The organism is Nocardioides maradonensis (genome assembly GCF_054777115.1).
In genome coordinates, this window is the sequence record NZ_BAAHAZ010000007.1 from 183,190 (window position 1) to 205,236 (window position 22,047).

At 70.9% G+C, this 22,047-nt stretch carries 25 protein-coding genes; 5 read left to right on the top strand and 20 right to left on the bottom strand.

Going from position 1 to position 22,047, the window contains the following annotated elements; translation table 11 throughout:
* Positions 1-101 precede the first annotated feature (101 nt).
* Both ACYVAQ_RS10410 and ACYVAQ_RS10415 read left to right on the top strand, forming a co-directional pair.
* Complete coding sequence (locus ACYVAQ_RS10410; RefSeq protein ID WP_460789024.1) at positions 102-383, top strand: helix-turn-helix transcriptional regulator; 282 nt, start codon at positions 102-104, stop codon at positions 381-383.
* A 2-nt stretch (positions 384-385) separates the two neighbouring features.
* Positions 386-1,345: an HNH endonuclease gene (locus ACYVAQ_RS10415; protein ID WP_460789026.1), complete on the top strand. Its 960-nt coding sequence runs from the start codon at positions 386-388 to the stop codon at positions 1,343-1,345.
* Positions 1,346-1,351: 6 nt separating this feature from the next.
* Here the strand turns inward: ACYVAQ_RS10415 and ACYVAQ_RS10420 are convergent, their stop codons facing one another.
* The 13 genes from ACYVAQ_RS10420 to ACYVAQ_RS10480 all read right to left on the bottom strand — a co-directional run bounded on the left by ACYVAQ_RS10420 (position 1,352) and on the right by ACYVAQ_RS10480 (position 11,015).
* Entirely contained in the window at positions 1,352-1,663 is a 312-nt protein-coding gene (locus ACYVAQ_RS10420; protein ID WP_460789028.1) for a hypothetical protein, read from the bottom strand.
* A 23-nt stretch (positions 1,664-1,686) separates the two neighbouring features.
* Positions 1,687-2,247, bottom strand: a complete 561-nt coding sequence (locus ACYVAQ_RS10425; protein ID WP_460789029.1) for a Uma2 family endonuclease — start codon at positions 2,245-2,247, stop codon at positions 1,687-1,689.
* 37 nt (positions 2,248-2,284) lie between these two features.
* Complete coding sequence (locus ACYVAQ_RS10430; protein ID WP_460789032.1) at positions 2,285-3,388, bottom strand: hypothetical protein; 1,104 nt, start codon at positions 3,386-3,388, stop codon at positions 2,285-2,287.
* Between the two features lie 124 nt (positions 3,389-3,512).
* On the bottom strand, positions 3,513-3,917 hold the full coding sequence (locus ACYVAQ_RS10435) for a secondary thiamine-phosphate synthase enzyme YjbQ (protein ID WP_460789034.1): 405 nt from the start codon (positions 3,915-3,917) through the stop codon (positions 3,513-3,515).
* Entirely contained in the window at positions 3,917-4,492 is a 576-nt protein-coding gene (locus ACYVAQ_RS10440) for a dihydrofolate reductase family protein (protein ID WP_460789036.1), read from the bottom strand. The genes ACYVAQ_RS10435 and ACYVAQ_RS10440 overlap by 1 nt, the downstream gene beginning before the upstream one ends.
* Positions 4,493-4,523: 31 nt before the next feature.
* Positions 4,524-4,844, bottom strand: coding sequence for a hypothetical protein (locus ACYVAQ_RS10445; RefSeq protein WP_460789038.1), 321 nt, complete (start codon positions 4,842-4,844; stop codon positions 4,524-4,526).
* 17 nt (positions 4,845-4,861) lie between these two features.
* Positions 4,862-5,632 (bottom strand): imidazole glycerol phosphate synthase subunit HisF, encoded by a 771-nt coding sequence (hisF, locus tag ACYVAQ_RS10450; RefSeq protein ID WP_460789040.1) that lies wholly within the window; start codon positions 5,630-5,632, stop codon positions 4,862-4,864.
* Positions 5,632-6,363, bottom strand: coding sequence for a bifunctional 1-(5-phosphoribosyl)-5-((5-phosphoribosylamino)methylideneamino)imidazole-4-carboxamide isomerase/phosphoribosylanthranilate isomerase PriA (priA, locus tag ACYVAQ_RS10455; RefSeq protein WP_460789042.1), 732 nt, complete (start codon positions 6,361-6,363; stop codon positions 5,632-5,634). Before priA ends, hisF begins: the two co-directional genes overlap by 1 nt.
* On the bottom strand, positions 6,360-6,989 hold the full coding sequence (hisH, locus tag ACYVAQ_RS10460) for an imidazole glycerol phosphate synthase subunit HisH (protein WP_460789045.1): 630 nt from the start codon (positions 6,987-6,989) through the stop codon (positions 6,360-6,362). Before hisH ends, priA begins: the two co-directional genes overlap by 4 nt.
* Before the next feature lie 14 nt (positions 6,990-7,003).
* A complete protein-coding gene (hisB, locus tag ACYVAQ_RS10465; protein WP_460789047.1) occupies positions 7,004-7,612 on the bottom strand; it encodes an imidazoleglycerol-phosphate dehydratase HisB in 609 nt (202 codons plus the stop codon).
* On the bottom strand, positions 7,609-8,706 hold the full coding sequence (locus ACYVAQ_RS10470; RefSeq protein WP_460789049.1) for a histidinol-phosphate transaminase: 1,098 nt from the start codon (positions 8,704-8,706) through the stop codon (positions 7,609-7,611). Before ACYVAQ_RS10470 ends, hisB begins: the two co-directional genes overlap by 4 nt.
* A complete protein-coding gene (gene hisD / locus ACYVAQ_RS10475; RefSeq protein ID WP_460789052.1) occupies positions 8,703-10,016 on the bottom strand; it encodes a histidinol dehydrogenase in 1,314 nt (437 codons plus the stop codon). Before hisD ends, ACYVAQ_RS10470 begins: the two co-directional genes overlap by 4 nt.
* Positions 10,017-10,100: 84 nt before the next feature.
* Positions 10,101-11,015, bottom strand: a complete 915-nt coding sequence (locus ACYVAQ_RS10480) for a DUF559 domain-containing protein (protein WP_460789054.1) — start codon at positions 11,013-11,015, stop codon at positions 10,101-10,103.
* 147 nt (positions 11,016-11,162) lie between these two features.
* Between ACYVAQ_RS10480 and ACYVAQ_RS10485 the strand changes: the two genes are divergently transcribed.
* Both ACYVAQ_RS10485 and ybaK read left to right on the top strand, forming a co-directional pair.
* A complete protein-coding gene (locus ACYVAQ_RS10485) occupies positions 11,163-11,828 on the top strand; it encodes an LON peptidase substrate-binding domain-containing protein (RefSeq protein ID WP_460789057.1) in 666 nt (221 codons plus the stop codon).
* Complete coding sequence (gene ybaK, locus ACYVAQ_RS10490; protein WP_460789060.1) at positions 11,828-12,313, top strand: Cys-tRNA(Pro) deacylase; 486 nt, start codon at positions 11,828-11,830, stop codon at positions 12,311-12,313. The genes ACYVAQ_RS10485 and ybaK overlap by 1 nt, the downstream gene beginning before the upstream one ends.
* Here ybaK and ACYVAQ_RS10495 read toward each other — a convergent pair.
* From ACYVAQ_RS10495 to ACYVAQ_RS10505, 3 genes are all read right to left on the bottom strand, one after another.
* Positions 12,255-12,881, bottom strand: a complete 627-nt coding sequence (locus tag ACYVAQ_RS10495) for a hypothetical protein (RefSeq protein ID WP_460789062.1) — start codon at positions 12,879-12,881, stop codon at positions 12,255-12,257. The genes ybaK and ACYVAQ_RS10495 overlap by 59 nt on opposite strands.
* A 2-nt stretch (positions 12,882-12,883) precedes the next feature.
* Positions 12,884-16,459, bottom strand: a complete 3,576-nt coding sequence (gene dnaE, locus ACYVAQ_RS10500) for a DNA polymerase III subunit alpha (RefSeq protein WP_460789064.1) — start codon at positions 16,457-16,459, stop codon at positions 12,884-12,886.
* Positions 16,460-16,565: 106 nt separating this feature from the next.
* A complete protein-coding gene (locus ACYVAQ_RS10505; protein ID WP_460789066.1) occupies positions 16,566-17,018 on the bottom strand; it encodes a GNAT family N-acetyltransferase in 453 nt (150 codons plus the stop codon).
* A 35-nt stretch (positions 17,019-17,053) separates the two neighbouring features.
* On the opposite strand from ACYVAQ_RS10505, the gene ACYVAQ_RS10510 reads away from it, so the two are divergent.
* Positions 17,054-18,754, top strand: coding sequence for a DEAD/DEAH box helicase (locus tag ACYVAQ_RS10510; RefSeq protein ID WP_460789068.1), 1,701 nt, complete (start codon positions 17,054-17,056; stop codon positions 18,752-18,754).
* A 3-nt stretch (positions 18,755-18,757) separates the two neighbouring features.
* On the opposite strand, the gene ACYVAQ_RS10515 is transcribed toward ACYVAQ_RS10510, so the two are convergent.
* The 4 genes from ACYVAQ_RS10515 to ACYVAQ_RS10530 all read right to left on the bottom strand — a co-directional run bounded on the left by ACYVAQ_RS10515 (position 18,758) and on the right by ACYVAQ_RS10530 (position 21,924).
* Positions 18,758-19,390 carry a hypothetical protein gene (locus ACYVAQ_RS10515; protein WP_460789070.1) on the bottom strand — a complete coding sequence of 211 codons (633 nt, stop codon included), beginning with the start codon at positions 19,388-19,390 and terminating at the stop codon, positions 18,758-18,760.
* Position 19,391: 1 nt separating this feature from the next.
* Positions 19,392-20,327 carry an RluA family pseudouridine synthase gene (locus ACYVAQ_RS10520; RefSeq protein ID WP_460789072.1) on the bottom strand — a complete coding sequence of 312 codons (936 nt, stop codon included), beginning with the start codon at positions 20,325-20,327 and terminating at the stop codon, positions 19,392-19,394.
* Positions 20,324-20,872 (bottom strand): signal peptidase II, encoded by a 549-nt coding sequence (gene lspA / locus ACYVAQ_RS10525; protein WP_460789074.1) that lies wholly within the window; start codon positions 20,870-20,872, stop codon positions 20,324-20,326. The genes ACYVAQ_RS10520 and lspA overlap by 4 nt, the downstream gene beginning before the upstream one ends.
* A gap of 83 nt (positions 20,873-20,955) precedes the next feature.
* Complete coding sequence (locus ACYVAQ_RS10530) at positions 20,956-21,924, bottom strand: TraR/DksA family transcriptional regulator (RefSeq protein WP_460789075.1); 969 nt, start codon at positions 21,922-21,924, stop codon at positions 20,956-20,958.
* Between the last annotated feature and the right edge of the window lie 123 nt (positions 21,925-22,047).

Here is a 22,047-nt window from a genome sequence, read left to right on the forward strand (position 1 = left end):
CTTCCGTCGTACGCCCAATCCGTTGGGCGTGCCCAACATAGTGGACGAAAGCCCAATGCGTTGGGCGGACTCCGGAAGTCGTCGCCGAAAGGGTTAGCGACGTGCCCGGACCTGCCTCGTCGACCGCCTATCTGGAGGCGGCGAAGCACCTCGGCGAGAAGGTGTACGAGCGACGGACCGAGCTGGGGTGGACGCAGGAGGAGCTCGCCGAGAAGGCCGAGCTGTCGCGGAACCAGATCCAGAACATCGAGAAGAACCGCAACAACACCAAGGACCCGAAGACCGGTCTGCCCGGTCCCGCGAACGCCCGCCTCGACACCGTGTTCAAGCTGGCGGCAGCGCTCGACCTGCGGGTCCGAGACCTCATCGACCCCGGCGACTGACCATGCGGATCACCCTCGGCGTGACCGACAACGCCTGGGCCGACTTCCTCGGCGCGGACGACACGATCACCGAGGCGAACTTCTGGGTGCCGTCGGCGCGCAGCTTCATGGGGCGGGCGTCGTACGACGAACCGTTCCTCTTCAAGACCAAGAGCCCGCGCGAGGGGCTGGTGGGCGGCGGCTTCTACGCCGGCTACTACGAGCAGCGGATCAGCGAGGCATGGGCGATCTTCGGGCGCGGCAACGGCGTACCGGACGAAGACACGCTGCACCGCGCGATCCAGATCTACCGCGACCGCACCCACAAGCCGTACGAGCCGGACCCGACGATCGGCTGCATCATCATCCGCAACCTCTTCTTCGCCCGTCCGGGCGAGGAGCTGGCGGCGCCCGAGCACTGGGGCCGGTCGATCGTCCAGGGCAAGACGTACGACGCCAGCGATCCCGACTTCGCCTACGTCGACCACGCCTTCCGCGCGCTGCAGGCCGGGGCGCGGCTCGACGTCCGCTGGGACCACGACCTCATCGGGATCGACCTGGACCAGGAGGATCCGCGGTACGGCGAGCCCGTGCTCACCCGGCCGCGCCTCGGTCAGGGCTCGTTCCGACTGGCGGTGCTGGAGGCCTACGAGAACCGGTGCGCCATCACCGGCGGCCGGATGTCACCGACCCTGCAGGCGGCCCACATCCGGCCGTACGCACAGGGCGGCGTCCACCGCGTCCCGAACGGGCTCGCGCTCCGCTCCGACATGCACACGCTCTACGACCGCGGCTACCTCGGCATCGACAGCGACTACCGCCTGCGGGTCTCGCCCCGTCTGCACCGCGACTTCGGCAACGGGGTCGAGCTCTACTCCCGCGAGGCGCGGGGCGAGGTCATCCGGCTACCGCAGTCGCCCGCCGACAACCCCGACCGCGACGCCCTCACCTGGCACATGGACACGGTCTTCCTCAGCGCCTGAGCGGGATCAGAGCCGGTCGATCCAGGTGTCCTCGTCGCGCTCGTCCCACTGGGACCCGGAGCTCGTGGTGGCGGTGGCACCGAACCGGCCCAGGACGCGGTTCGCGTCCTCGCTCGACAGCTCGCGCAAGGACGCGACCCGACGACCCAGCGCCTCCTCGATCGCACGCTGACGGTCGGACATCTCGCTCAGCCCGCGCGCGTCGAGCGCCTTGCGGAGTCGCTCGACCTGCCACTCGGCGATCGGAGCCGGCGTCGCAGCCGCCGCGACCGGCACCGACGGCTCCTCGTCCCCGAACAGAGCGGCGTCAAGAGTCATGGCGCGCATCGTACGGCGGCGCGTCAGCGGCGGAAGAGCCACTCCAGGTCGATCTCAACGGCTCCGTGGCCGGCGATCTCGATCGAGACCCGTGGATGCTGAGCGTCGAGTACGGCGAGCTCCTCCCAACCGTCTCCATCGTTGCGAAACGCGATCAGCTCGGCGCCGTCGATGTCGACGACCCAGTACTGCTGAACACCTGCGGCGACGTACTCGTGCGACTTGCGGATCAAGTCCTCGCTACGAGTACTCGGGGAGAGAACCTCCACGCACAGCACGGGTGTCGTCGGCGCCCAGCTCTCGTCGAAGGGCTCGGCCGTGGCCAGCACGTCAGGGATGCGGCTCTTGCGGCTCGGTCGGGTCCAGAAGCCGACTGCCTCGACGCAGAAGAGTCCGGTCGCGTCCTCGACCAGTGCGGCGAGGCGTGCCGCCACCCGCTGGTGCCGCGCACGCGGCGAGGCGTTCAAGAAGATCGCCTCGCCCTCGACCCACTCGACGCGACCTTCCGGCAGGGCGAGGTACTCCTCCAGCGACATGGGCCGGCGGATGAGCTTCTCCTCGTGTTGGTGCGGTGCTGCCGACACAGCGACTCCCTGGCTTGCGGGCATGCTCGGACCTCCCTCATTCTGCCTCGGTCGCTGCTCCCCCTGCCAGCGCCAGCCCGCGCGACCGGGCCGGCTCGGGCAGCTCCGCGGCGATCTCCTTCCAGCGTTCCCGGTGGTCCGGTCGCAGCGCTCGCAGCGCCGCGGAGTGCGCGCGCGGGTTCAGCAACGCGGCAGCGACGTACGGCGAATCGCCCTCCCCGATCTCTCCCCGCCGCGCGCGCTCCAGGACCCGGAAGGCGGCCTTGGCGATCTCGTCACGCCCCTCCCGGAGCTGCATCAGCACGCGCGCGTGGTCGGGGGCAGGCGTGCCGAACCGGAGGATCTCCAGCTCGGGTACGTCGCACAGCAGCTCGTAGTCCTCGCGAAGGAGCGTCGACTGCGTGATCCGTCGTCGACCGACGGCGTCAGCCAGCGACTCCAGCCAGTCGTCCGTCTTCGCGACGGTGGCGGCGATCCGCTTGGTGACGCCGAGAGGATGCCGATCGAACATCAGCCGGTCCCCGACCCCGCTCGGCACCAGTCGTCCCAACACCCAGCCCTGCGGAGCGCAAGCCCGGGCGCCCAGGTCCAGGATCTCTGTCCAGGACGACGACGTCGCCTCCCTCACCCGGAGAACGTTGCCGGGCAGGCTCGCACCGATCTCATAGCCACTCATCCGCGCGTCGACCCAGCGACGAGCGAGGCCAGCCTGCTCCGCCAGTCGACCGACCACGAACTCGTCGAGGTACGCCGCCAGCGCACCCACCTCGTGGGTAGCCGCCTGGTGGAACGCCCAGGACTCGCCGAACACACGCGCGTGGACCCGCATCGGATCGCCGCCCTCGTCGTAGCACTGCTCCATGAGCGGTTCGTGGATCGCCGCCCCGACGCCCGCACCGGCGAGCCTGACCCGCTGACCGGTCTCACCGTCCTCGCAACGCACCGCGAGGTAGGCGAGGTAGCGGGCCCAGGCCCACTCGGGCAGGTCGTCGCCCACGGCGACGAGCCCCGCCAGGAGCTGGATGTTGCGTCCCTTCACGAACATCGGCACGGCGCGGTACCACTCGAGGGAGCCGGCGATGTCGCCGGATCTCTCCGCGGCGTAGGCAAGGTCGACGCACCGCATCAGGTCGGGCGTCATGCGGTCAGCGATGCGAGGAAGGCGGCGGAATCCGCCCGAGGTTCTCCGAGACATGGTCGCAAGGCAACGCCCGGGGGCACGTGGCCGCAACCGGCCCGACGTCGCCCTGTGGAGAACGGCCCATTCAGGCGGGGAGGAAGCTGAAGCGAACCTCTCGCTCGGCGTTGTCGACGTTGAGGTCGACCAGGCAGATGCTCTGCCAGGTGCCGAGGGCAAGGCGGCCGCCGAGCACGGGGATCGAGGCGTACGGCGGCACCAGGGCCGGCATCACGTGGCTGCGGCCGTGGCCGCGGCTGCCGTGGCGGTGCTGCCAGCGGTCGTCCTTGGGCAGCAGGTCGTCGAGCGCGGCGAGCAGGTCGTCGTCGCTGCCGGCTCCGGTCTCGATGATGGCGATGCCGGCGGTGGCATGCGGGACGAAGACGTGGAGCAGGCCGTCGCCGCGGGCCTCGACGTACCGCTGCGCGTCGCGGGTGATGTCGAGGACGACCTCCTCGCCGCCGGTCCGGTAGGTCCTGAGGTCCGAATCCATCACGCCATCCTGTCAGGGTTAATCACGTCGTAGGTGAGCTCGGCGAACTGGCCGACCTGGCGCACCCCGACCAGCCGCAGCCGGTCGGACTCGAGGCGGCGTGGGAGCAGGGGCACGCCGGAGCCGAGGGTGACGGCGGCGACCGACAGCATGATCCGGTCCAGGCGCCCCGCGTCGGCGAACTGGCCGGCGAGGTCCCCGCCGCCCATCACCCACACGTCACGTCCGGCGGCCGCCTCGAGGACGTCGGGCACCAGGTCGGGGACGGACGCGCTCACGACACGGAGGTCCACACCGGGCAGCCCCGGCAGTCTCCGCGAGGACAGCACGAACGTGGTCATGCCGGGGTAGAACGTCTGCCACTTCTCCGGGTTCTCCAGCAGCGACTCGTGGTCGAGCAGCCACTGGTACGTCGTCGATCCCATCACCAGCACGCCGACGCCGGAGGTGAACTCGGCGAGGCCGGCCAGCGACTCGTCGCCGCCGTCGACGGCGAAGAGCCACTCCAGCGAGTTGTCGCGGTCAGCGAGGAAGCCGTCGAGCGAGGTCGCGGTGGCGTAGACGAAGCGGGTCACGTCGCGAGCGTACGGCGACCCACCCCCACCCCTACCCGATCGGTACGACGAGGCGGACGCTCATGTGGAACGTGGTGGTCGCGCCCTCCAGCATCACCAGGAACCCGTCCGGGCCGTCGCGGAAGACCGCCCGCGACTGCAGCGACCACGGGTCCGGCGGCGAGAACTCGCGCGCGGTCTTCTCGGCGGCGGCGTACGCCTCGGCACGGTCGGTGTAGGTGGTGGTCCCGATCTTGACGATCGTGTGCGGCTTCTTCTGCGGGCCGTTGGAGTACTCGACGAGCACCCGCCAGCGCTCGGGGTCGGTCGCGTCGTCGGCGCGGGAAGCGCCGTACACCTGGTAGTCAGCCACGACTGCGACCTTCCCCGTCAGCGGACGGGGTAACCCGCTCCGGCCAGCCCGGCCTTGACCTCGGAGACCCGCATCGTGCCGAAGTGGAACACCGACGCGGCGAGGACGGCGTCCGCGCCGGCCGCGACGGCGGGCGCGAAGTGGTCCACGGCCCCGGCGCCACCGGAGGCGATCACCGGGATCGACACCTCCGCGCGGACCCGGCGGATCATCTCCAGGTCGAAGCCGTCGCGGGTGCCGTCGGCGTCCATCGAGTTGAGCAGGATCTCCCCCGCGCCGAGCTCGGCCGCGCGGACCGCCCACTCGATGGCGTCGATGCCGGTCGACTTGCGGCCACCGTGCGTGGTGACCTCGTAGCCGGAGTCCGTGCGTACGTCGCCCGACACCCGCCGCGCGTCCAGCGACAGCACGAGCACCTGGTTGCCGAAGCGCTCCGCGATCTCGTTGATCAGCTCGGGCCGCGCGATGGCGGCGGTGTTGACGCCCACCTTGTCGGCGCCGGCGCGCAGCATCGTGTCCACGTCGGAGACCGCACGGATGCCTCCGCCGACCGTCAGCGGGATGAACACCTCCTCGGCGACCTTCGACACGACCTCGAGGGTGGTCGAGCGGCCGTCGGAGGACGCCGAGATGTCGAGGAAGGTCAGCTCGTCGGCGCCCTCGGCGTCGTACGTGCGCGCCAGCTCGACGGGGTCACCGGCGTCGCGGAGCTCCTTGAAGTTGATGCCCTTGACCACCCGGCCGGCATCGACGTCCAGGCACGGGATGACCCGCACGGCGAGCGACATCAGACGCCCTTCGTGAGAGCGAGCGCGTCCTCGAGGGTGAACTGGCCGGTGTAGAGGGCCGTGCCGGCGATCGCGCCCTCGACGCCGATCTCGACCAGGCCCATGAGCGCGCGGATGTCGTCGAGCGTGGTGACGCCGCCGGACGCGACGAGCGGCCGGTCGGTGACCGCGGCGACGTCGCGCAGCAGCTGCAGGTTCGGGCCTTGCAGCATGCCGTCCTTGTTGACGTCGGTGACGACGTACCGCGCACAGCCCTCGGAGTCCAGGCGCGCCAGCGTCTCGTAGAGGTCGCCGCCGTCGCGGGTCCAGCCGCGTGCGGCCAGCGTGGTGCCACGTACGTCGAGGCCGATCGCCACCCGGTCGCCCCACTTCGCGATCGCCGCGGCGCACCACTCCGGCTGCTCCAGCGCGGCGGTGCCGATGTTGACCCGACGGCAGCCGGTGGCCATCGCGGCCTCGAGCGACTCGTCGTCGCGGATGCCGCCGCTCATCTCGACCTTGATGTCGAGCTTCCCGACGATCTCGGCCTGGAGCTCGCGGTTGTTGCCGTGCCCGAACGCCGCGTCGAGGTCGACCAGGTGCAGCCACTCCGCGCCGGCCTCCTGCCAGCGCAGCGCCGCCTCGATCGGGTCGCCGAAGACCTTCTCCGACCCGTCGACGCCCTGCACCAGCTGGACGGCCCGGCCGTCCTTGATGTCGACGGCGGGGAGGAGCTCGAGGTAGTCGCTCACAGCGAGGTCACCCAATTCTTCAGTAGCTGTGCTCCGGCGTCGCCGGACTTCTCGGGGTGGAACTGCGTGGCCGACAGCGGGCCGTTCTGGACCGCGGACACGAAACGGTCACCGCCGTGCTCGCTCCAGACCACGCGGGGCTGGTGGGAGTCGGGGGTGCGGTCGTTGGTGACGAGGGTCCAGTCGCGGACGGCGTAGGAGTGCACGAAGTAGAAGCGCTCTTCCTCGATGCCGTCGAAGAGGGTCGTACCGGACGGGACGTCGACGGTGTTCCACCCCATGTGGGGTACGACGGGCGCCTGGAGCCGCTCGACCACGCCCGGCCACTCGCCGCAACCCTCGGTCTCCACGCCATGCTCGATGCCGCGCTCGAACAGGATCTGCATGCCCACGCAGATGCCGAGCACCGGGCGGCCGCCGGAGAGCCGGCGGGCGATGATCCGCTCGCCACGGATCTCGCGCAGGCCCTTCATGCATGCCTCGTACGCACCGACGCCGGGGACCAGCAGCCCGTCGGCGTTCATGGCGGTGTCGAGGTCGGAGGTCAGCTCCACCGACGCCCCGGCGCGCTCGACCGCGCGCACGGCGGAGCGGAGGTTGCCCGACCCGTAGTCCAGGACAACCACCGACGGTTGCGCCACTAGAGAGCGCCCTTCGTGGACGGGATCCCGGTCTCGCGCGGGTCGAGGGCGACCGCGTCGCGGAAGGCCCGCGCGAACGCCTTGAACTGGGTCTCGACGATGTGGTGCGGCTCGCGGCCCGCCAGCACCCGGACGTGCAGCGCGAAGTGGCCGTGGAACGCGATCGACTCGAAGACGTGCTGGGTCAGCGACCCGAGGTAGGAGACGCCGGTGCCGCCGAGCTGGACGTACTGCTGGCCCTCGGGCTCGCCGGTGTGCACGCAGTAGGGACGCCCCGACACGTCGACGACGGCGTGGACGAGCGCCTCGTCCAGCGGCACGGTCGCGTCGCCGAAGCGACGGATGCCGGCCTTGTCGCCGAGCGCCTCGCGCAGCGCCTGGCCCAGCGCGATCGCGGTGTCCTCGGTGGTGTGGTGCGCGTCGATGTGGACGTCGCCCTCGGTCTGGACGACGAGGTCGACGAGCGCGTGCCGAGCGAACGCGGTGAGCATGTGGTCGTAGAAGCCGACGCCGGTGGAGATGTCGTGCTTGCCGGTGCCGTCGAGGTCGACCTCGACGATCACCTTGGACTCGCTGGTCTGCCGCTCGACGCGGGCGGTCCTGCTCATGCTCGTTCTCCATTCACTTCCACGAGGGCGGCGCGGAAGGCCGCCATCTCCTCGGGCGTCCCGACGGACACCCGCAGCCAGCCGTCCGGCCCGGTCTCCCGGATCAGCACACCCCGGTCGAGCAGACCCTGCCAGACCCCGTGCCGGTCGGCGAACCTGCCGAACAGCACGAAGTTCGCGTCGGACTCGGCGACCTCGTAGCCCTGCTCCCCCAGCCACACGACCAGCGCGTCACGCTCGACGCGCAGCGCGTCGACCTGCGCCAGCAGCTCGTCGGCGTGCCGGAGCGCCGCCAACGCGGTCGCCTGGTTGACCGCGGACAGGTGGTACGGCAGCCGCACGACCCGGATCGCGTCGGTGATCGCCGGGTCCGCGGCCAGGTAGCCCAGGCGCAGCCCGGCGGCCGCGAACGCCTTGCTCATGGTGCGGGTGACGACCAGGTTGCGGTGGCTGCCCAGCAGCTCGATCGCGCTCGGCGTCGTGGGCCGGCGGAACTCGCCGTACGCCTCGTCGACCACCACGATCCCGCTGTCGCCGACGGTCTCGCACAGCATCGTGACGGCGGCCTGCGGGAGGGCGGTGCCGGTCGGGTTGTTCGGGCTCGGCAGCAGCACCACCGACGGCCGCACCTCCTCGACCAGTGCGCGCGCCTTGTCGAGGTCGAGCGAGAAGTCGGTCTCGCGCGCGCCCGCGACCCACTCGGTGTGGGTGTTGCGGGCGTACTCCGGATACATCGAGTACGTCGGCGCGAAGCTGATCGCGCTGCGGCCCGGCCCGCCGAACGCCTGCAGCAGCTGCTGCATGACCTCGTTGGAGCCGTTCGCCGCCCACAGGTTCGCCGCCGTGAGGCCGGCGCCGGGCACGTCGCGGTTGAGGTACGCCGCCAGCGACTCGCGCAGCGCGACGAACTCGCGGTCCGGGTAGCGGTTCAGGTCGACCGCCGCCTGGGCGACCGAGGCGGCGATGTCCTGCAGGCAGTCCTCGGACGGGCCGTAGGGGTTCTCGTTGACGTTGAGCTGGACGGGCACGTCGAGCTGGGGCGCGCCGTACGGCTCGATGCCGGCCAGCTCGGGCCGGATCGGGGGGAAGGTCATGCCTGCTCCCCCGCGACCCGCACCGTGATAGCCGCGCCGTGGCCGGGCAGGTCCTCGGCCTCGGCGAGGGTGACGACGTGGTCGGCGACCGCCGCCAGGCCCTCGGCGGAGTAGTCGATGACGTGCACCGACTTGGTGAACGCACGCACGCTCAGACCGCTGCTGTGGCAGGCGCAGCCGGCCGTGGGCAGCACGTGGTTGGAGCCGGCGCAGTAGTCGCCGAGGCTCACCGGGGCGTGCGGGCCCACGAAGATTGCGCCCGCGTTGAGGACGCGCGCGGCCCAGTCGGCCGCGTCCGCGGTGTGGATCTCGAGGTGCTCGGCGGCGTAGGCGTTGACCACGTCGAGGCCCTGCTCCAGGTCGCGCACCAGCACGATGCCTGATTGCTTGCCGCCGAGCGAGGTGGTGATCCGCTCGGTGTGCTTGGTGGCGGCGACCTGCCTCTCCAGCTCCACGTCGACGGCGTCGGCGAGCTCGGTGGAGGTGGTGACGAGGACGCTCGCTGCCAGGGGGTCGTGCTCGGCCTGGCTGATCAGGTCGGCAGCGACGTACGCCGGCACGGCGGTCTCGTCCGCCAGGATCGCGATCTCGGTCGGGCCGGCCTCGGAGTCGATGCCGACCTGGCCCTTGAGGATCCGCTTGGCGGTGACCACGTAGATGTTGCCGGGGCCGGTGACCATGTCGACGCGCGCGCACGGGCCGACGCCGTAGGCGAACATCGCGATCGCCTGGGCGCCGCCGACGGCGTACACCTCCTCGACGCCGAGCAGCGCGCACGCGGCCAGGATCGTCGGGTGCACCGAGCCGCCGAACTCGCGCTGCGGCGGGGAGGCGAGGGCGATCGAGCGGACGCCCGCGGTCTGGGCGGGCACCACGTTCATCAGGACCGACGACACCAGGGGCGCGAGACCGCCAGGCACGTAGAGACCGACCCGGCCGACCGGCACCTTGCGGTGGGTCACCCGGGCGCCCGGCCCGAGGTCGGTGACGGCGTCGCGCTCGAGCTCGTTCGCGCAGGTCGCGCGCAGCCGCCGGATGGACTCCTCCAGGCCGGCCCGGATGTCCGGGTCGAGCTGCTCGAGGGCCTGCTGCATCGCCTCGGGAGCGACCCGGATGTCGTCGATGCGGACGCCGTCGAACTTCTCGGCGTACTCCAGCAGCGCGTCGACGCCGCGCACCCGCACGTCCTCACAGATCGCGTGGACCGCCGGCACCGCAGCCTCGATGTCGAAGTCGGCACGGGGCACGGCTGCGCGGTAGTCGACGCCGGGGGCGGACTCGCGCAGGTCGATGCGGCGGATGAGGGACATGCCTCGATTCTACGGTCGCTGGCGTTCCCGGACGTCATACGGACCGAGCGCTGGAAGGCTCCGTCCGTATGACGTCCGAGGGACTCAGGCTGCTGCGCGCGTCGCCTGTGCCCGAGTGATTGCTTCGCCGATCTGGTCGAAGAACGCGTCGGGCTGCAACCGGAGGCCCAACAGCGGGATGCGGAGGACGACATCGCCCGCAAGGGCAAGCGAGTTCTGGCGTAGCGCATCACCGACGACATTCTCTGCCCACGCGTGGTGGATGCCGTCGACTTCGACCACCAGGCTGAGCTCCGGCCAGTACAGATCCAGGTAGTAGCGACCCCGACGATCCTTGCGCAGAACCTGCCGTTGCGGCGCTGGGAAGCCGCGCCGCTTCAGCTCCCGACCGAAGTCGATCTCGCCCAGAGCCCGGGCACCGTCGAGCAGGTCGTTCACCACGGCATGCACGAGCAGGCGGCGCTTGTCCCGGCGCACCCGCAGGACCTGGACCGCCAGATCCGCGACCGCGACGACGCCCTGCTGCACCGATGCCGTCAGGACGTACGCCGCCTCCTTGTCCGTTCGGGCCCACAACGCAGCACGCACCGCGGCCACCTCCGGCCGGGTTCGGGCGATGCCGCTCCCCGGCGCTCGATCTGTCGCGGCCCAGCGGCGGGTCTGCCGGATGTCGTAGTACGGCGTACGTCGCCACCGGACCCGTGCCCCGCGCGGGACCGAGACCCGCACGACCGGGTAGTCGAAGCGCTCCAGCCCGGCGACGACCTGGGACGCGATGGCGTCCAGCTGGCCGCGCGGTCCCGACGCGATCACGGCTGCCCAACGATGGCCCTCGTCGGACAGCGTCGAGTTGTGCAGGGCGATCACCTGCTCACCGATCTTCTGCCACCGCCGCGCTCGCAGCTGAGCGCGCACCTGCGACCGGGTCCACCCCAGGGCATAGATCTGCCGGCGGGACACCACGCCGCCCTGACGCGCGCCGACCTCCTCGATGTCCATGGCTCGAGGCTCACCGATACGGCGCGTGCGCACACCCCACCGACCGCCACTTGTGGATAACCCACGATCGAGACGTCATACGGACAGCGCGCTCGAAGGCTCCGTACGTATGACGTCAGCGGTGGTCAGGGTGGATAGGTTGGAGGTGTGACGGCTGATCTCCCGATGTTCCCGCTCAACGCGGTGCTCTTCCCGGGGGTCAGCCTGCCGCTGCGGGTCTTCGAGGACCGGTACCGGGCACTGGTGCACCACCTGCTGCGGGTCGAGGACCCGGCGGAGCGGCTGTTCGGCTCGGTCGGGATCCGCGAGGGCTACGAGGTCGGCGACCACGGCGCCCAGTCGCTGTTCCGGGTCGGCGTCCGGCTCCAGCTGACCGAGGTCGAGGCACACCCCGACGGGACCTTCGACGTGGTCGCCGTCGGCCGCGACCGGATCCGGCTCGACCGCCTCTCGACCGGTGACCTGTTCCCCCTCGGGGAGGTCGAGGAGCTGCCCGAGCCGGCGGTCACCGTCGAGCCGCACGTGGTCGAGTCGGCGCGCGCCACGTTCACCGCCTACCGGAGCGTGCTGCGCGGATTCACGACCGACCCGTTCCAGGGCGAGCTGCCCGCGGACCCGACGTACCTCTCCTGGACGATGGCGGCCTGCGCTCCCCTGCCGATGGCCGAGCGCCAGCAGCTGCTCGAGGCCGACGACGCGAACGAGCGGCTGATCCTGGTGACCGACCTGCTCCGCACCGAGCTGCGCGCGATGAACGTCATCCCCTCGCTCCCCGCCAGCGAGGTCGCCCGGACCCGCTGGTCGCCGAACTGATGGTCCGCCGGTCCTCCGCAGGTACGCCGGCGATCGCCGCGCTCTCCGCGGACGGCGTCGACTTCACGGTCCACGAGTACGACCACGACCCGCGCGCGGCGTCGTACGGCGAGGAGGCAGCGGCCGCCCTCGGGGTGGCGCCCGACCGCGTGTTCAAGACCCTCTGTGCCGACGTCGACGGGACTCTCGTGGTCGCGGTGGTCCCCGTCGTCGGCCAGCTCGACCTCAAGGCGCTGGCCCGCGCCCTGGACGGCCGCCGCGCCGCCATGGCCGACCCGAAGGCCGCCGAGCGGGCCACCGGCTACGTGGTCGGCGGCATCTCGCCGCTCGGCCAGCGCCGCCCGCACCCGACCGTCGTGGACGACTCCGCGCTCGCGTACCCGACCGTCTTCGTGTCGGCGGGCCGCCGTGGGCTCGAGGTCGAGCTCAGCCCAGTGGAGCTGGTTCGGCTGACGCAGGCTCGGACGTCGTCGATTCGGAAGTGATCGCCAGCATCACGACCAGGAAGCCGAGGAGCATCCCCACCGGCCAGACCAGGCACGGGACCGGCACGAGGAAGTGGATGTGCTCCCCTCCCAGCCACTGGTACAGATGGAGGTCGACGCGCGGCGAGCCGATCGTCAGGCTCCCGACGTAGTGGTGACCGACGTTCTCCTTGACCGCCCACTTCTCCGGGTTCGGCGGGCTGAACGCCATGCCGACCGCCCACATCACCACCGCGCCGACGATCGATCCGACGACAGCCACTGCCAGCGTGAGGAGCGCACGGTTGCGGCCGAGCACCCCGCCGATGATCCCGACCACGAGCGCGATGACGAAGCCGATCACGACGTACTCGAAGGTGCTGGAGGCGACGTGAGCCTGCCCCGGGTCGAAGGGTTCGGCGAACCAACCGATCTGACCGGTGTCAGTGCGTTGACCGATGACCCCGCGCGGCGCCGGCGACCACCACGACCACCAGCCCCAACCACCGAGGGCCCCGGCCCCCGCGGAGAGCAGCAGCAGGCCGACGACCAGCGCGGCCGGCCGCCACCAGCCCTGTTTCTCCGACATGCTCACCCGGCCAAGCATCCCGGACCGAGCAACTGCTTCAGGTCCGCGAACAGCGACGGCGACGGGGTGACCCGCAGCCGGTCGTCCAGCTTCATCACCCGGGTCGAGTCGCGCATGAGCAGCTTGAGGCGCACCTCGTTCATCCCCGGGTGGGCGGCGAGAACCTCGCGCAAGGACTGCACGACCGGCCCGGTGCAGCGCGTCGAGGGCAGGCTGATGACGACCGGGCCGTCACCGCTGGCCTCGATGTCGGGGACGGTCACCTCCTGGCCGCGCAGCTGCGGAGCCTCACGATCCTTGTCGAGCTGCCCCTTGACCCGCAGGATCGCGTCCTCGGTGAGGTACGGCGCCGCCAGCCGGTACGACGACGGGAAGAGCAGCACGTCGATGCCACCCTCGAGGTCCTCGAGCGTGACGGTCGCCCAGGGGTCGCCGTTCTTGGTGATCTTGCGCTGCACGCTCGTCACCAGACCGGCCACGGTCACGGTGGTGTTGTGCGCGATCGCCTCGTCGGTGAGCAGCTGACCGATGGTGAAGTCGGTGCCGTTGGAGAGGACGTGCTCCAGGCCGAGCAGCGGGTGGTCGGAGACATAGAGCCCCAGCATCTCCCGCTCGTAGCCGAGCAGCTTCATCTTCTCCCACTCGTCGATGTCGGGGATCGCGACGCTGACACCGAAGCCGCTGTCCTCGTCATCACCCCCGAGCCCCGCGAAGAGGGAGTCCTGGCCGATGGCCTCGTTGCGCTTGATGTCGACGTACTGGTCCACGGCGGTCTCGTGGATCATCACCAGCGCGCTGCGGTGGTGCTTCATGTCGTCGAAGGCGCCGGCCTTGATCAGCGAGTCGATGACCCGCTTGTTGCAGGCGTGCGCAGGCACCTTGTCGAGGAAGTCGTTGAAGTCGGTGTAGCGCCCCTTCTCGGTGCGCCCCTCGACGATGCCGTCGACCACGTTGGCGCCCACGTTGCGGACCGCGGTCAGGCCGAAGCGGATGTCGTTGCCGACAGCGGTGAAGTTGTGGGAGGACTCGTTGACGTCCGGCGGCAGGACGGCGATCTTCATCCGGCGACACTCGTTGAGGTAGATCGCCATCTTGTCCTTGTCGTTCTTCACCGAGGTGAGGAGCGCGGCCATGTACTCCGTGGGGTAGTTGGCCTTGAGGTAGGCGGTCCAGTACGTGATGACCCCGTACGCCGCCGAGTGCGACTTGTTGAAGGCGTAGTCGGCGAACGGGACGAGGATGTCCCACAGCGTCTTGATCGCGTCCGCCGGGTAGCCCCGCTCGAGCATGCCGGCCTCGAAGCCGGCGTACTGCTTGTCGAGCTCCTCCTTCTTCTTCTTGCCCATCGCGCGGCGCATGTTGTCTGCGGCGCCCAGCGAGAAGCCGGCGAGCACCTGCGCGATCGCCATGACCTGCTCCTGGTAGACGATCAGGCCGTAGGTCTCCCCGAGCACCTCCTTGAGCGGCTCGGTCAGCGCCGGGTGGATGTAGTCGATCTCCTGGCGGCCGTTCTTCCGCAGGGCGTAGTTGGTGTGCGAGTCCGCACCCATCGGGCCCGGGCGGTAGAGCGCGGAGACGGCGGTGATGTCGGCGAAGGTGTCCGGCTGCATGAGCCGCAGCAGCGAGCGCATGCCGCCACCATCGAGCTGGAACACGCCGAGCGTGTCGCCGCGACCCATCAGCTCGTACGTCGCCCGGTCGTCGAACGGGACGTCCTCCAGGACGAGGTCCTCACCCCGGTTGGCGCGGATGTTCTCCAGCGCGTCCTCGAGGGTGTGCAGGTTGGACAGGCCCAGGAAGTCCATCTTGACCAGGCCGAGCTCCTCGCACTTGGGATACTCGAACTGGGTGATGACCTGCCCGTCCTGCTTGGGCTCCATCAGCGGCACGATGTCGATCAGCGGCTCGCTGGCCATGATCACGCCGGCCGCGTGCACGCCGGTCTGCCGGATCTGGCCCTCGAGACCCAGCGCGGTCTCGTAGATCCGGCGGACCTCCGGGTCCTCCTCGTAGAGCGCCCGGAACTCGCCGCCGTCGTTGTAGCGCTTGTGCTCGGGGTCGAAGAGGTCCTTGAGCGGGACGCCCTTGCCCATCACGTCGGCCGGCAGGGCCTTGGTGATCTTGTCGCCGATCGCGAAGCCGTGGTCGAGGATGCGCGCGGCGTCCTTGATCGCCTGCTTGGCCTTGATCCGTCCGAAGGTCGCGATGTAGGCGACCTTCTCCGAGCCGTACTTCTCCTTGACGTACTGGATGACCTCGCCGCGGCGGTGGTCGTCGAAGTCGATGTCGAAGTCGGGCATCGAGGGGCGCTCGGGGTTGAGGAACCGCTCGAAGAACAGTCCGTGCTCGAGGGGGCACAGGTCGGTGATTCGCAGTGCGTACGCCGCGATCGACCCCGCACCCGAACCACGGCCCGGGCCGACCCGGATGCCGTTGTCCTTGGACCACTGGATGAAGTCGGCGACCACCAGGTAGTAGCCGCAGTAGCCCTTCTGGGCGACGACCGCCAGCTCCATCTCGGTGCGGTCCTTGACCTCCTGGGTGAGCTTGTCACCCGGGTAGCGCGCCTCGATGCCGCGCCAGACCTCCTTGCGGAACCAGCTCTCCTCGGTCTCCCCCGCCGGGATGTCGGCGCGCGCCATGTAGCCGCCGGTCGACTCGGTGAAGGTGACCTCGCACCGCTCGGCGATCTCCAGGGTGTTGTCGCAGGCCGCGATGAGGTCCTGGCTCCCCCACAGCTCGCGCATCTCCTCGGCGGACTTGATGTAGTAGCCGGAGCCCTCGAAGGCGAACCGCTTGCCGCCCTGGGAGTACGGCGGCTCGGTGAGCCGACTGCCGGACTGCACGCACAGCAGTGCCTCGTGGGCGCTGGCGTCCTCGGGGTTGTTGTAGTGCGAGTCGTTGGTGGCAATCGGCTTGATGTTGAGCTCGCGCCCCAGGCGCAGCAGGTCATCGCGGACCCGCTTCTCGATCGAGATGCCGTGGTCCATCAGCTCGAGGTAGACGTTGTCGTAGCCGAAGATGTCGCGCAGCTCCTGCGCCTCGCGCACCGCCTCGTCCCACTGGCCCAGCCGCAGCCGGGTCTGGATCGCGCCGCTCGGGCAGCCCGTGGAGACGATGATCCCCTTCGCGTGCTCGGCGAGGATCTCCTTGTCCATCCGGGGCTTGTAGAAGTAGCCCTCCATGCTCGACCGGCTCGAGAGCCGGAAGAGGTTGTGCATGCCCTCGGTGGACTCGGCCCACATCGTCATGTGGGTGTAGGCGCCACCGCCGGAGACGTCGTCGCCGCCCTCCTCGGACTGGTCGCCCTTGCCCCAGCGGACCCGCTTGCGCTCACCGCGGGGCGTGCCCGGGGTCAGGTAGGCCTCGATGCCGATGATCGGCTTGACGTCGTACTTCTTCGCCTTGGAGTAGAAGTCGTAGGCGCCGTGCAGGTTCCCGTGGTCGGTCATGGCGATCGACTTCATGCCCAGGTCGCTGACCCGGCCGAACAGGCCGTCGAGCAGGGAGGCCCCATCGAGCATGGAGTACTCGGTGTGGACGTGCAGGTGGGCGAAGTCCCCGGTTGAACCGGCCATCGGTGCTGTTCGGCTCCTCGAGAATCAGGCGGGCAGGTGGTCGATCGGGGAAGAGCCTCAGCCTACCGGCCCCGACCCGGTGATCCTGACAGGCACCACCGACAGGTCAGCCCGCCCACGCCATCCGGATGTCGGGCTGCCTCTCCTCGTTGCCGGCGCCGTCCGTGCGCTCCACCTCGACCAGCCCGCGGGCCTCGTAGAACTCCCGCGCAGGGACGTTCGACACGAAGACCCAGAGCTGGAAGCCCTCGGGGAGGTGCGCCTTCACCAGGTCCAGCAGCGCGCTGCCGACGCCCGTGCCCTGGGCGGCCGGCTCGACGTAGAGGTCGTCGAGCCAGGTCTTGTCGAACCGGGCGTAGCCCACGATCCGGCCCTCGGTCTCCGCGACCCAGATCTCGGTGGGACCGAAGTTGGTGGTGAGGTAGTCGACGACCTCGTGGTGGGGGTGCAGGCCCGGCGGCATGGGCGAGGCGTCGCGGGCCGCGAGCTGGACCTCCGCGATGCGCGGGATCTCGTCGGCGGTGGCGGGGCGGAGCAGGAGCTCGCTCGGCGTGGTCACAGCTGCAGGCTAGGGCGGACCGATAGCGTCGGCCAGTGGCCCGCCGACGTACCTCTCGCTCCCGGGCACCGCGGACCCCGCGTCCCCTCCCCGTCGCCGGCCCGGGCGAGCGCCTGTGGGTCCTGGACGTGCCGTACGGCGAGACCGTCGAGGGGGCGTCCTGGCACCCGGCGGTCCGGATGCACCTGTACGTCGGCGCCCGGCTGCCCGCGCACCTGGCGCCCTACCGCCCCGGCCCCTACACGCTCGGCCGTTTCCTCGAGAACGAGCTCAACCCGGGCCACCCCACGCCCAACCCGCCCGCGAGCGAGGACCTCGAGCCCCGGCAGCTCCAGTTCGAGGGAGCCGACGCGATCGCCGAGCGCGCGGCGGCCGGAGGACGGCTCTTCCTGCTCGCCGACGAGCCGGGCGTCGGCAAGACGATCACGGCGGTGCTCGGCGCGACCGCCGTCGGCTCGCTGCGGGGTGCGCGGCGGGTGCTCGTGGTCGCCGACCGGCCGGCCGCGATCACGATCGGGCACTGGTGCCGCACGATCACCGCGCTCGGCGACGGCGGCATGGACTGGGTGGTCGTCACCTGGGACCGCTTGGAGAAGGTCGCCGGGCACGCGTGGGACGTCGTGATTGCCGACGAGGCGCACGCGCTCCGGCACACGACCACGAAGCGCTTCAAGCACTGGGCGAAGGTGTCCGGGCTGGGCGCGCCGCACGATCGCGCGCCCTTCGTGATCGCGACGACGGCGACCCCCGGGCACAGCCCGCTGGAGCTGGCCTACCTGTCGCCGGCGTACGCGCAGGTGCACGCGGAACCGGTGCGGTCCTGGTGCACCGCGACCCAACCGGGCGCCACGTTCGCGGGTGCCCTGGAGCGGCACGGCGTCGCCATCGAGCTCGGTGGCCGGTACGGCGCCACCTGGACCGACGACCCGGTCCGGCGGGAGGCCGACCTCGCGACGGTGCGCGGCTGGCTCGCCGACGAGCAGCCGCCCGCGATGCTCCACCGCGCCGCGCCGTGGGGCCCGGTGCCGATCTCCGGGATGCCCGTGACGCTGACCGCGGCCGAGCGGGCGGCGTACGACGCGGAGTGGGGTGAGTTCTGCCGCGAGATGGACATCGCCCGGCGCGGGCGCAACACGGCGAAGGGCCGGGCGGCGCTGCTGCGGTTCCGGCAGAAGGCCGGCCTGATCCGGGTCGACTCGACGGTGGCGTGGATCGCCCAGCAGGTCGACGCGGGGCGCCAGGTCGCCTGCTCGGTCGAGTTCGTCGCGACCGCGGCCGACCCCATCGCGGCCCGGCTCCGGGACTCCGGCATCGGCGTCGCCACGATCTACGGCCGGGACCGGTTCGACGTCGAGGAGGAGCGGCTCCGCTTCCAGACCGGCAAGGCCTCGGTCTGCGTCTTCACCACCGTCGCCTCGATCAGCCTGCACGCCGGTGAGAAGCTCCCCGACGGCACGTCCGCGTCCACGGACCCCCGCGTCGGCGTCTTCCACCAGGCCCGCTTCTCCGGCATCGCCGGCCGGCAGGTCACCGGGCGAACGCACCGCGACCACCAGGTCTCGCCGTGGCACATCGCGTACGCCGAGGGCACCGTCGAGGAGCAGGTCGGCCGCGCGATGGTGGAGCGGATCGCCGCGGCCACCGACGCGGTCGGTGGTGACACCGCGGGGCTGGCCGAGGTGGCCGAGCTGCTCGGCGCCGCGTGGCTCCCGAGCGCCTCGCTCACCGACGCGTAGCGCTCAGCCGGCGAACGGGCCCGCCTGGCCGCCCACCCGGTCGACGACCTTCTCCGCAACGAAGCCGGCGTTGGCGCGCAGCACCTGGTCGGGCACGCGCGGGAAGCTCTCCTCCCAGTCAAGGAGAGGCGAGCCCAGGAACTGGGTGGTGTGGGCCGGCCGGCCGATGAACCAGACGTGCAGGTGGGCCGCGCCGTCCCCGATCTTCTGGACGTGCGCCCGCCCGATGCTGGGCAGCTGCTCCATGGCGTCGCAGATGACGACCATGAGCCGCCCCATCTCGCTCGCGAGGTCGTCCGGGAGGTCGTTGAGGTCGTGGTGGGCGACCGGGTCGAGCGTCATCATCAGCGGCAGGCCGGTGCTCGAGACGTGGCCGAGCCGCCACCGCTCGTTGCTCCAGACCAGGCGGGCGTCATCCTTCTCGCCGGTGCACGCGCAGTCACGGGCGTTGTCGCCGTCGCGTGGCCACTCGGCGTCGCCGAGCGGCTGGAGCGGCTTGAGCCGCAGCCCGTCGAGCTCGAAGGGGTAGATGTCCCAGCCGGCCATCTGGTCGGTCGCGACCGGCAGGCGCCCCTCGGCGTCGGCCGCTGCGACGAGCCGTGCGTGGAAGGCCTCGGCGCTCTCGGGCTCGCCCATGTCAGTGGGCGTCGCGGATGACGTCGAGGGCGTGGGCGAGGTCGTCGGGGTACGTCGACTCGTAGGTGACGTAGTCGCCGCTCTCCGGGTGCTCGAAGCCGAGCTTGACCGCGTGCAGCCACTGCCGCTCCAGGCCTACCCTGCGGGCCAGGCTCGGGTCCGCGCCGTAGGTGATGTCGCCGACGCACGGGTGCTTGAGCGCGCTCATGTGCACGCGGATCTGGTGGGTGCGGCCGGTCTCGAGGTGGATCTCCAGGAGGCTCGCGAACCGGTGCGCCTCGAGCGTCTCGTAGTGCGTGACGCTGTGCCGGCCGTCGTCCATGACCGCGAACTTGTAGTCGAACTTCGGGTGGCGGCCGATGGGCGCGTCCACGGTGCCCTCGAGCGGGTCGGGGTGGCCCTGGACCAGGGCGTGGTACGTCTTGTCGACCGTGCGGTGCCGGAAGGCGTTCTTGAGCACCGAGTAGGCGTGCTCCGACTTCGCGATGACCATCACGCCCGACGTACCGACGTCGAGGCGCTGGACGATGCCCTCGCGCTCCTTGGCGCCGCTGGTGGAGATGCGGAACCCGGCGGCGGCGAGGTGGCCTACGACGGTCGGGCCGCGCCAGCCCGGGCTCGGGTGGACCGCGACGCCGACCGGCTTGTCGATCACCACGATCGCGTCGTCGTCGTGGATGATCTTGATGCCCGCGACGACCTCGGGGACGATCTCCAGCGGGTCGGTCACCTGCGGGATCTCGACGTCCAGGGTCGCGCCGGCGAGGACGCGCTCGCTCTTCGTGCTGACCGATGCACCGTCCAGGACGACCCGGCCGTCGGCGATCAGCTCGGCCGCGCGCGTGCGGGAGAAGCCGAACAGCTGGGCCATCGCGACGTCGATCCGCTCGCCCTCGAGGCTGTCGGGCACGCGGAGGCTGCGCTGGTCGATGCTCATGCCTTCGCCTCCGCCGAGGCACGCCGGCCGTCGATCTGGACGCCGCGAACGATCTGCAGGAGGAGCAGCGCGGCACCCACGTTGATCCCGATGTCGGCGACGTTGAACACCGGCCAGTGCGGCAGCTGGAGGAAGTCGACCACCTGGCCACGCAACGGGGCCGGGTCGCGGAACAGCCGGTCGGTCAGGTTGCCGTCGATGCCGGCCAGCAGCAGCCCGAACGCCACCGCCCACAGCGGGTCGACGAGCCTGCGGCTGAACCACAGCACCACCACGGTCGCCAGGATGGCCAGGCAGCTGAGCGCGACGGTCGACCCGGTGCCCATGCTGAAGGCTGCACCCGGGTTGTGCAGCAGCCGCAGCTGAAGCAGGGTCCCGACGAAGTGGCGGGGCTGCCCGTCGGCGAGGTGCACGACCGCGAGGTGCTTGGTGACCTGGTCGGCGACGTACCAGACGACGGCGACGGCCACGAACAGGCCGAGTGCGCGACCGCGGGACCGGGCACGGGCGGAGCGATCGAGCGACGTTCCCGGTGCGGCTTCCATAGCGGCGCAAGTTTCCCACACCGCCATGCATCCGCCGAAAGCGTCAGCCCACCTCGGCGCTCAGCCCGTCGTCGGGCCTGACGTCAGCGACGCTCCTCGCGCTGCTTGCAGGACAGGCAGAGCGTCGCACGCGGGAAGACCATGAGCCGGTTCTTGCCGATCGGGTTGCCGCAGGACTCGCAGACGCCGTAGGTGCCGTTGTCGATGCGCGCGAGTGCGCGGTCGATCTGGGCCAGCTTCTCCCGCTCGTGGTTGACGACGGTCAGCTCGTGGTCGCGCTCGAAGCTCGTCGCGCCGACGTCGGCCTGGTCCTGGCCGGCGCCGTCACCGGCGTCGTGGAGCAGGCCGCTGAGGTCGGCCTCCTGGGCGGCGAGGACCTCTTCGCTGTGCTGGCGCTGCTCGTGCAGCTCGGCCAGCACCTCGTCGAGCTCGGCCTTCGACCACGCCTCCTCGCCCTCGAGGACGACGAGACTGGCCGGAGCGGCCTTCTTGGCGGGGGCCGCCTTCTTCACGGGTGAAGCCTTCTTGGTCGGGGCGGCCTTGGCAGGCGCCGTCTTCTTCGTGGGAGTCGCCTTGGCGGGGGCCGCCTTCTTCGCGGGGGCCGCCTTCTTGGCCGGGGCCGCCTTCTTCGCGGGAGCCGCCTTCTTGGCCGGGGCCGCCTTCTTCGCGGGGGCCGCCTTCTTCGCGGGAGCCGCCTTCTTCGCGGGAGCCGCCTTCTTCGCGGGAGCCGCCTTCTTGGCCGGAGCCGCCTTCTTGGCCGGAGCCGCCTTCTTGGCCGGAGCCGCCTTCTTCGCGGGAGCCGCCTTCGTGGCCGGGGCCGCCTTCGTGGCCGGAGCCGCCTTCGTGGCCGGGGCCGCCTTCGTGGCGGGGGCCGCCTTCGTGGCGGGGGCCGCCTTCTTGGCCGGAGCCGCCTTCTTCGCGGGAGCCGCCTTCTTCGCCGGAGCCGCCTTCTTCGCCGGAGCGGCCTCGACGGGCTTGGCCTTCGGACGGATGATCCGGCGGGCTGCGGACGCGGCCGAACCGGCCAACGACTTCTTGGTGCTTCGGGCCATGCCCAGCTCTCCTCGTAAGCGGCGGACCATCAGCGGCAGCCGACGGGCTGCTCGGGAGGGTAACGGTTAGGTGGAGCGGCGCCAAGACGGCACACCGGCCGGTCCCACAGCGGGAACCGGCCG

Excerpts from the sequence above, each read along its gene's own strand:
- ACYVAQ_RS10435 (WP_460789034.1), bottom strand. The coding sequence starts at position 3,917 with ATGGATTCGGACCTCAGGACCTACCGGACCGGCGGCGAGGAGGTCGTC.
- ACYVAQ_RS10470 (WP_460789049.1), bottom strand. The coding sequence starts at position 8,706 with ATGACCTTCCCCCCGATCCGGCCCGAGCTGGCCGGCATCGAGCCGTAC.
- ACYVAQ_RS10530 (WP_460789075.1), bottom strand. The coding sequence starts at position 21,924 with ATGGCCCGAAGCACCAAGAAGTCGTTGGCCGGTTCGGCCGCGTCCGCA.
- ACYVAQ_RS10520 (WP_460789072.1), bottom strand. The coding sequence starts at position 20,327 with ATGAGCATCGACCAGCGCAGCCTCCGCGTGCCCGACAGCCTCGAGGGC.
- ACYVAQ_RS10420 (WP_460789028.1), bottom strand. The coding sequence starts at position 1,663 with ATGACTCTTGACGCCGCTCTGTTCGGGGACGAGGAGCCGTCGGTGCCG.
- ACYVAQ_RS10480 (WP_460789054.1), bottom strand. The coding sequence starts at position 11,015 with ATGGACATCGAGGAGGTCGGCGCGCGTCAGGGCGGCGTGGTGTCCCGC.
- hisB (WP_460789047.1), bottom strand. The coding sequence starts at position 7,612 with ATGAGCAGGACCGCCCGCGTCGAGCGGCAGACCAGCGAGTCCAAGGTG.
- ACYVAQ_RS10515 (WP_460789070.1), bottom strand. The coding sequence starts at position 19,390 with ATGGGCGAGCCCGAGAGCGCCGAGGCCTTCCACGCACGGCTCGTCGCA.
- ACYVAQ_RS10495 (WP_460789062.1), bottom strand. The coding sequence starts at position 12,881 with ATGTCGGAGAAACAGGGCTGGTGGCGGCCGGCCGCGCTGGTCGTCGGC.
- ACYVAQ_RS10415 (WP_460789026.1), top strand. The coding sequence starts at position 386 with ATGCGGATCACCCTCGGCGTGACCGACAACGCCTGGGCCGACTTCCTC.
- ybaK (WP_460789060.1), top strand. The coding sequence starts at position 11,828 with ATGGTCCGCCGGTCCTCCGCAGGTACGCCGGCGATCGCCGCGCTCTCC.
- lspA (WP_460789074.1), bottom strand. The coding sequence starts at position 20,872 with ATGGAAGCCGCACCGGGAACGTCGCTCGATCGCTCCGCCCGTGCCCGG.
- hisF (WP_460789040.1), bottom strand. The coding sequence starts at position 5,632 with ATGTCGCTCGCCGTGCGGGTCATCCCGTGCCTGGACGTCGATGCCGGC.
- hisD (WP_460789052.1), bottom strand. The coding sequence starts at position 10,016 with ATGTCCCTCATCCGCCGCATCGACCTGCGCGAGTCCGCCCCCGGCGTC.
- ACYVAQ_RS10430 (WP_460789032.1), bottom strand. The coding sequence starts at position 3,388 with ATGACGCCCGACCTGATGCGGTGCGTCGACCTTGCCTACGCCGCGGAG.
- dnaE (WP_460789064.1), bottom strand. The coding sequence starts at position 16,459 with ATGGCCGGTTCAACCGGGGACTTCGCCCACCTGCACGTCCACACCGAG.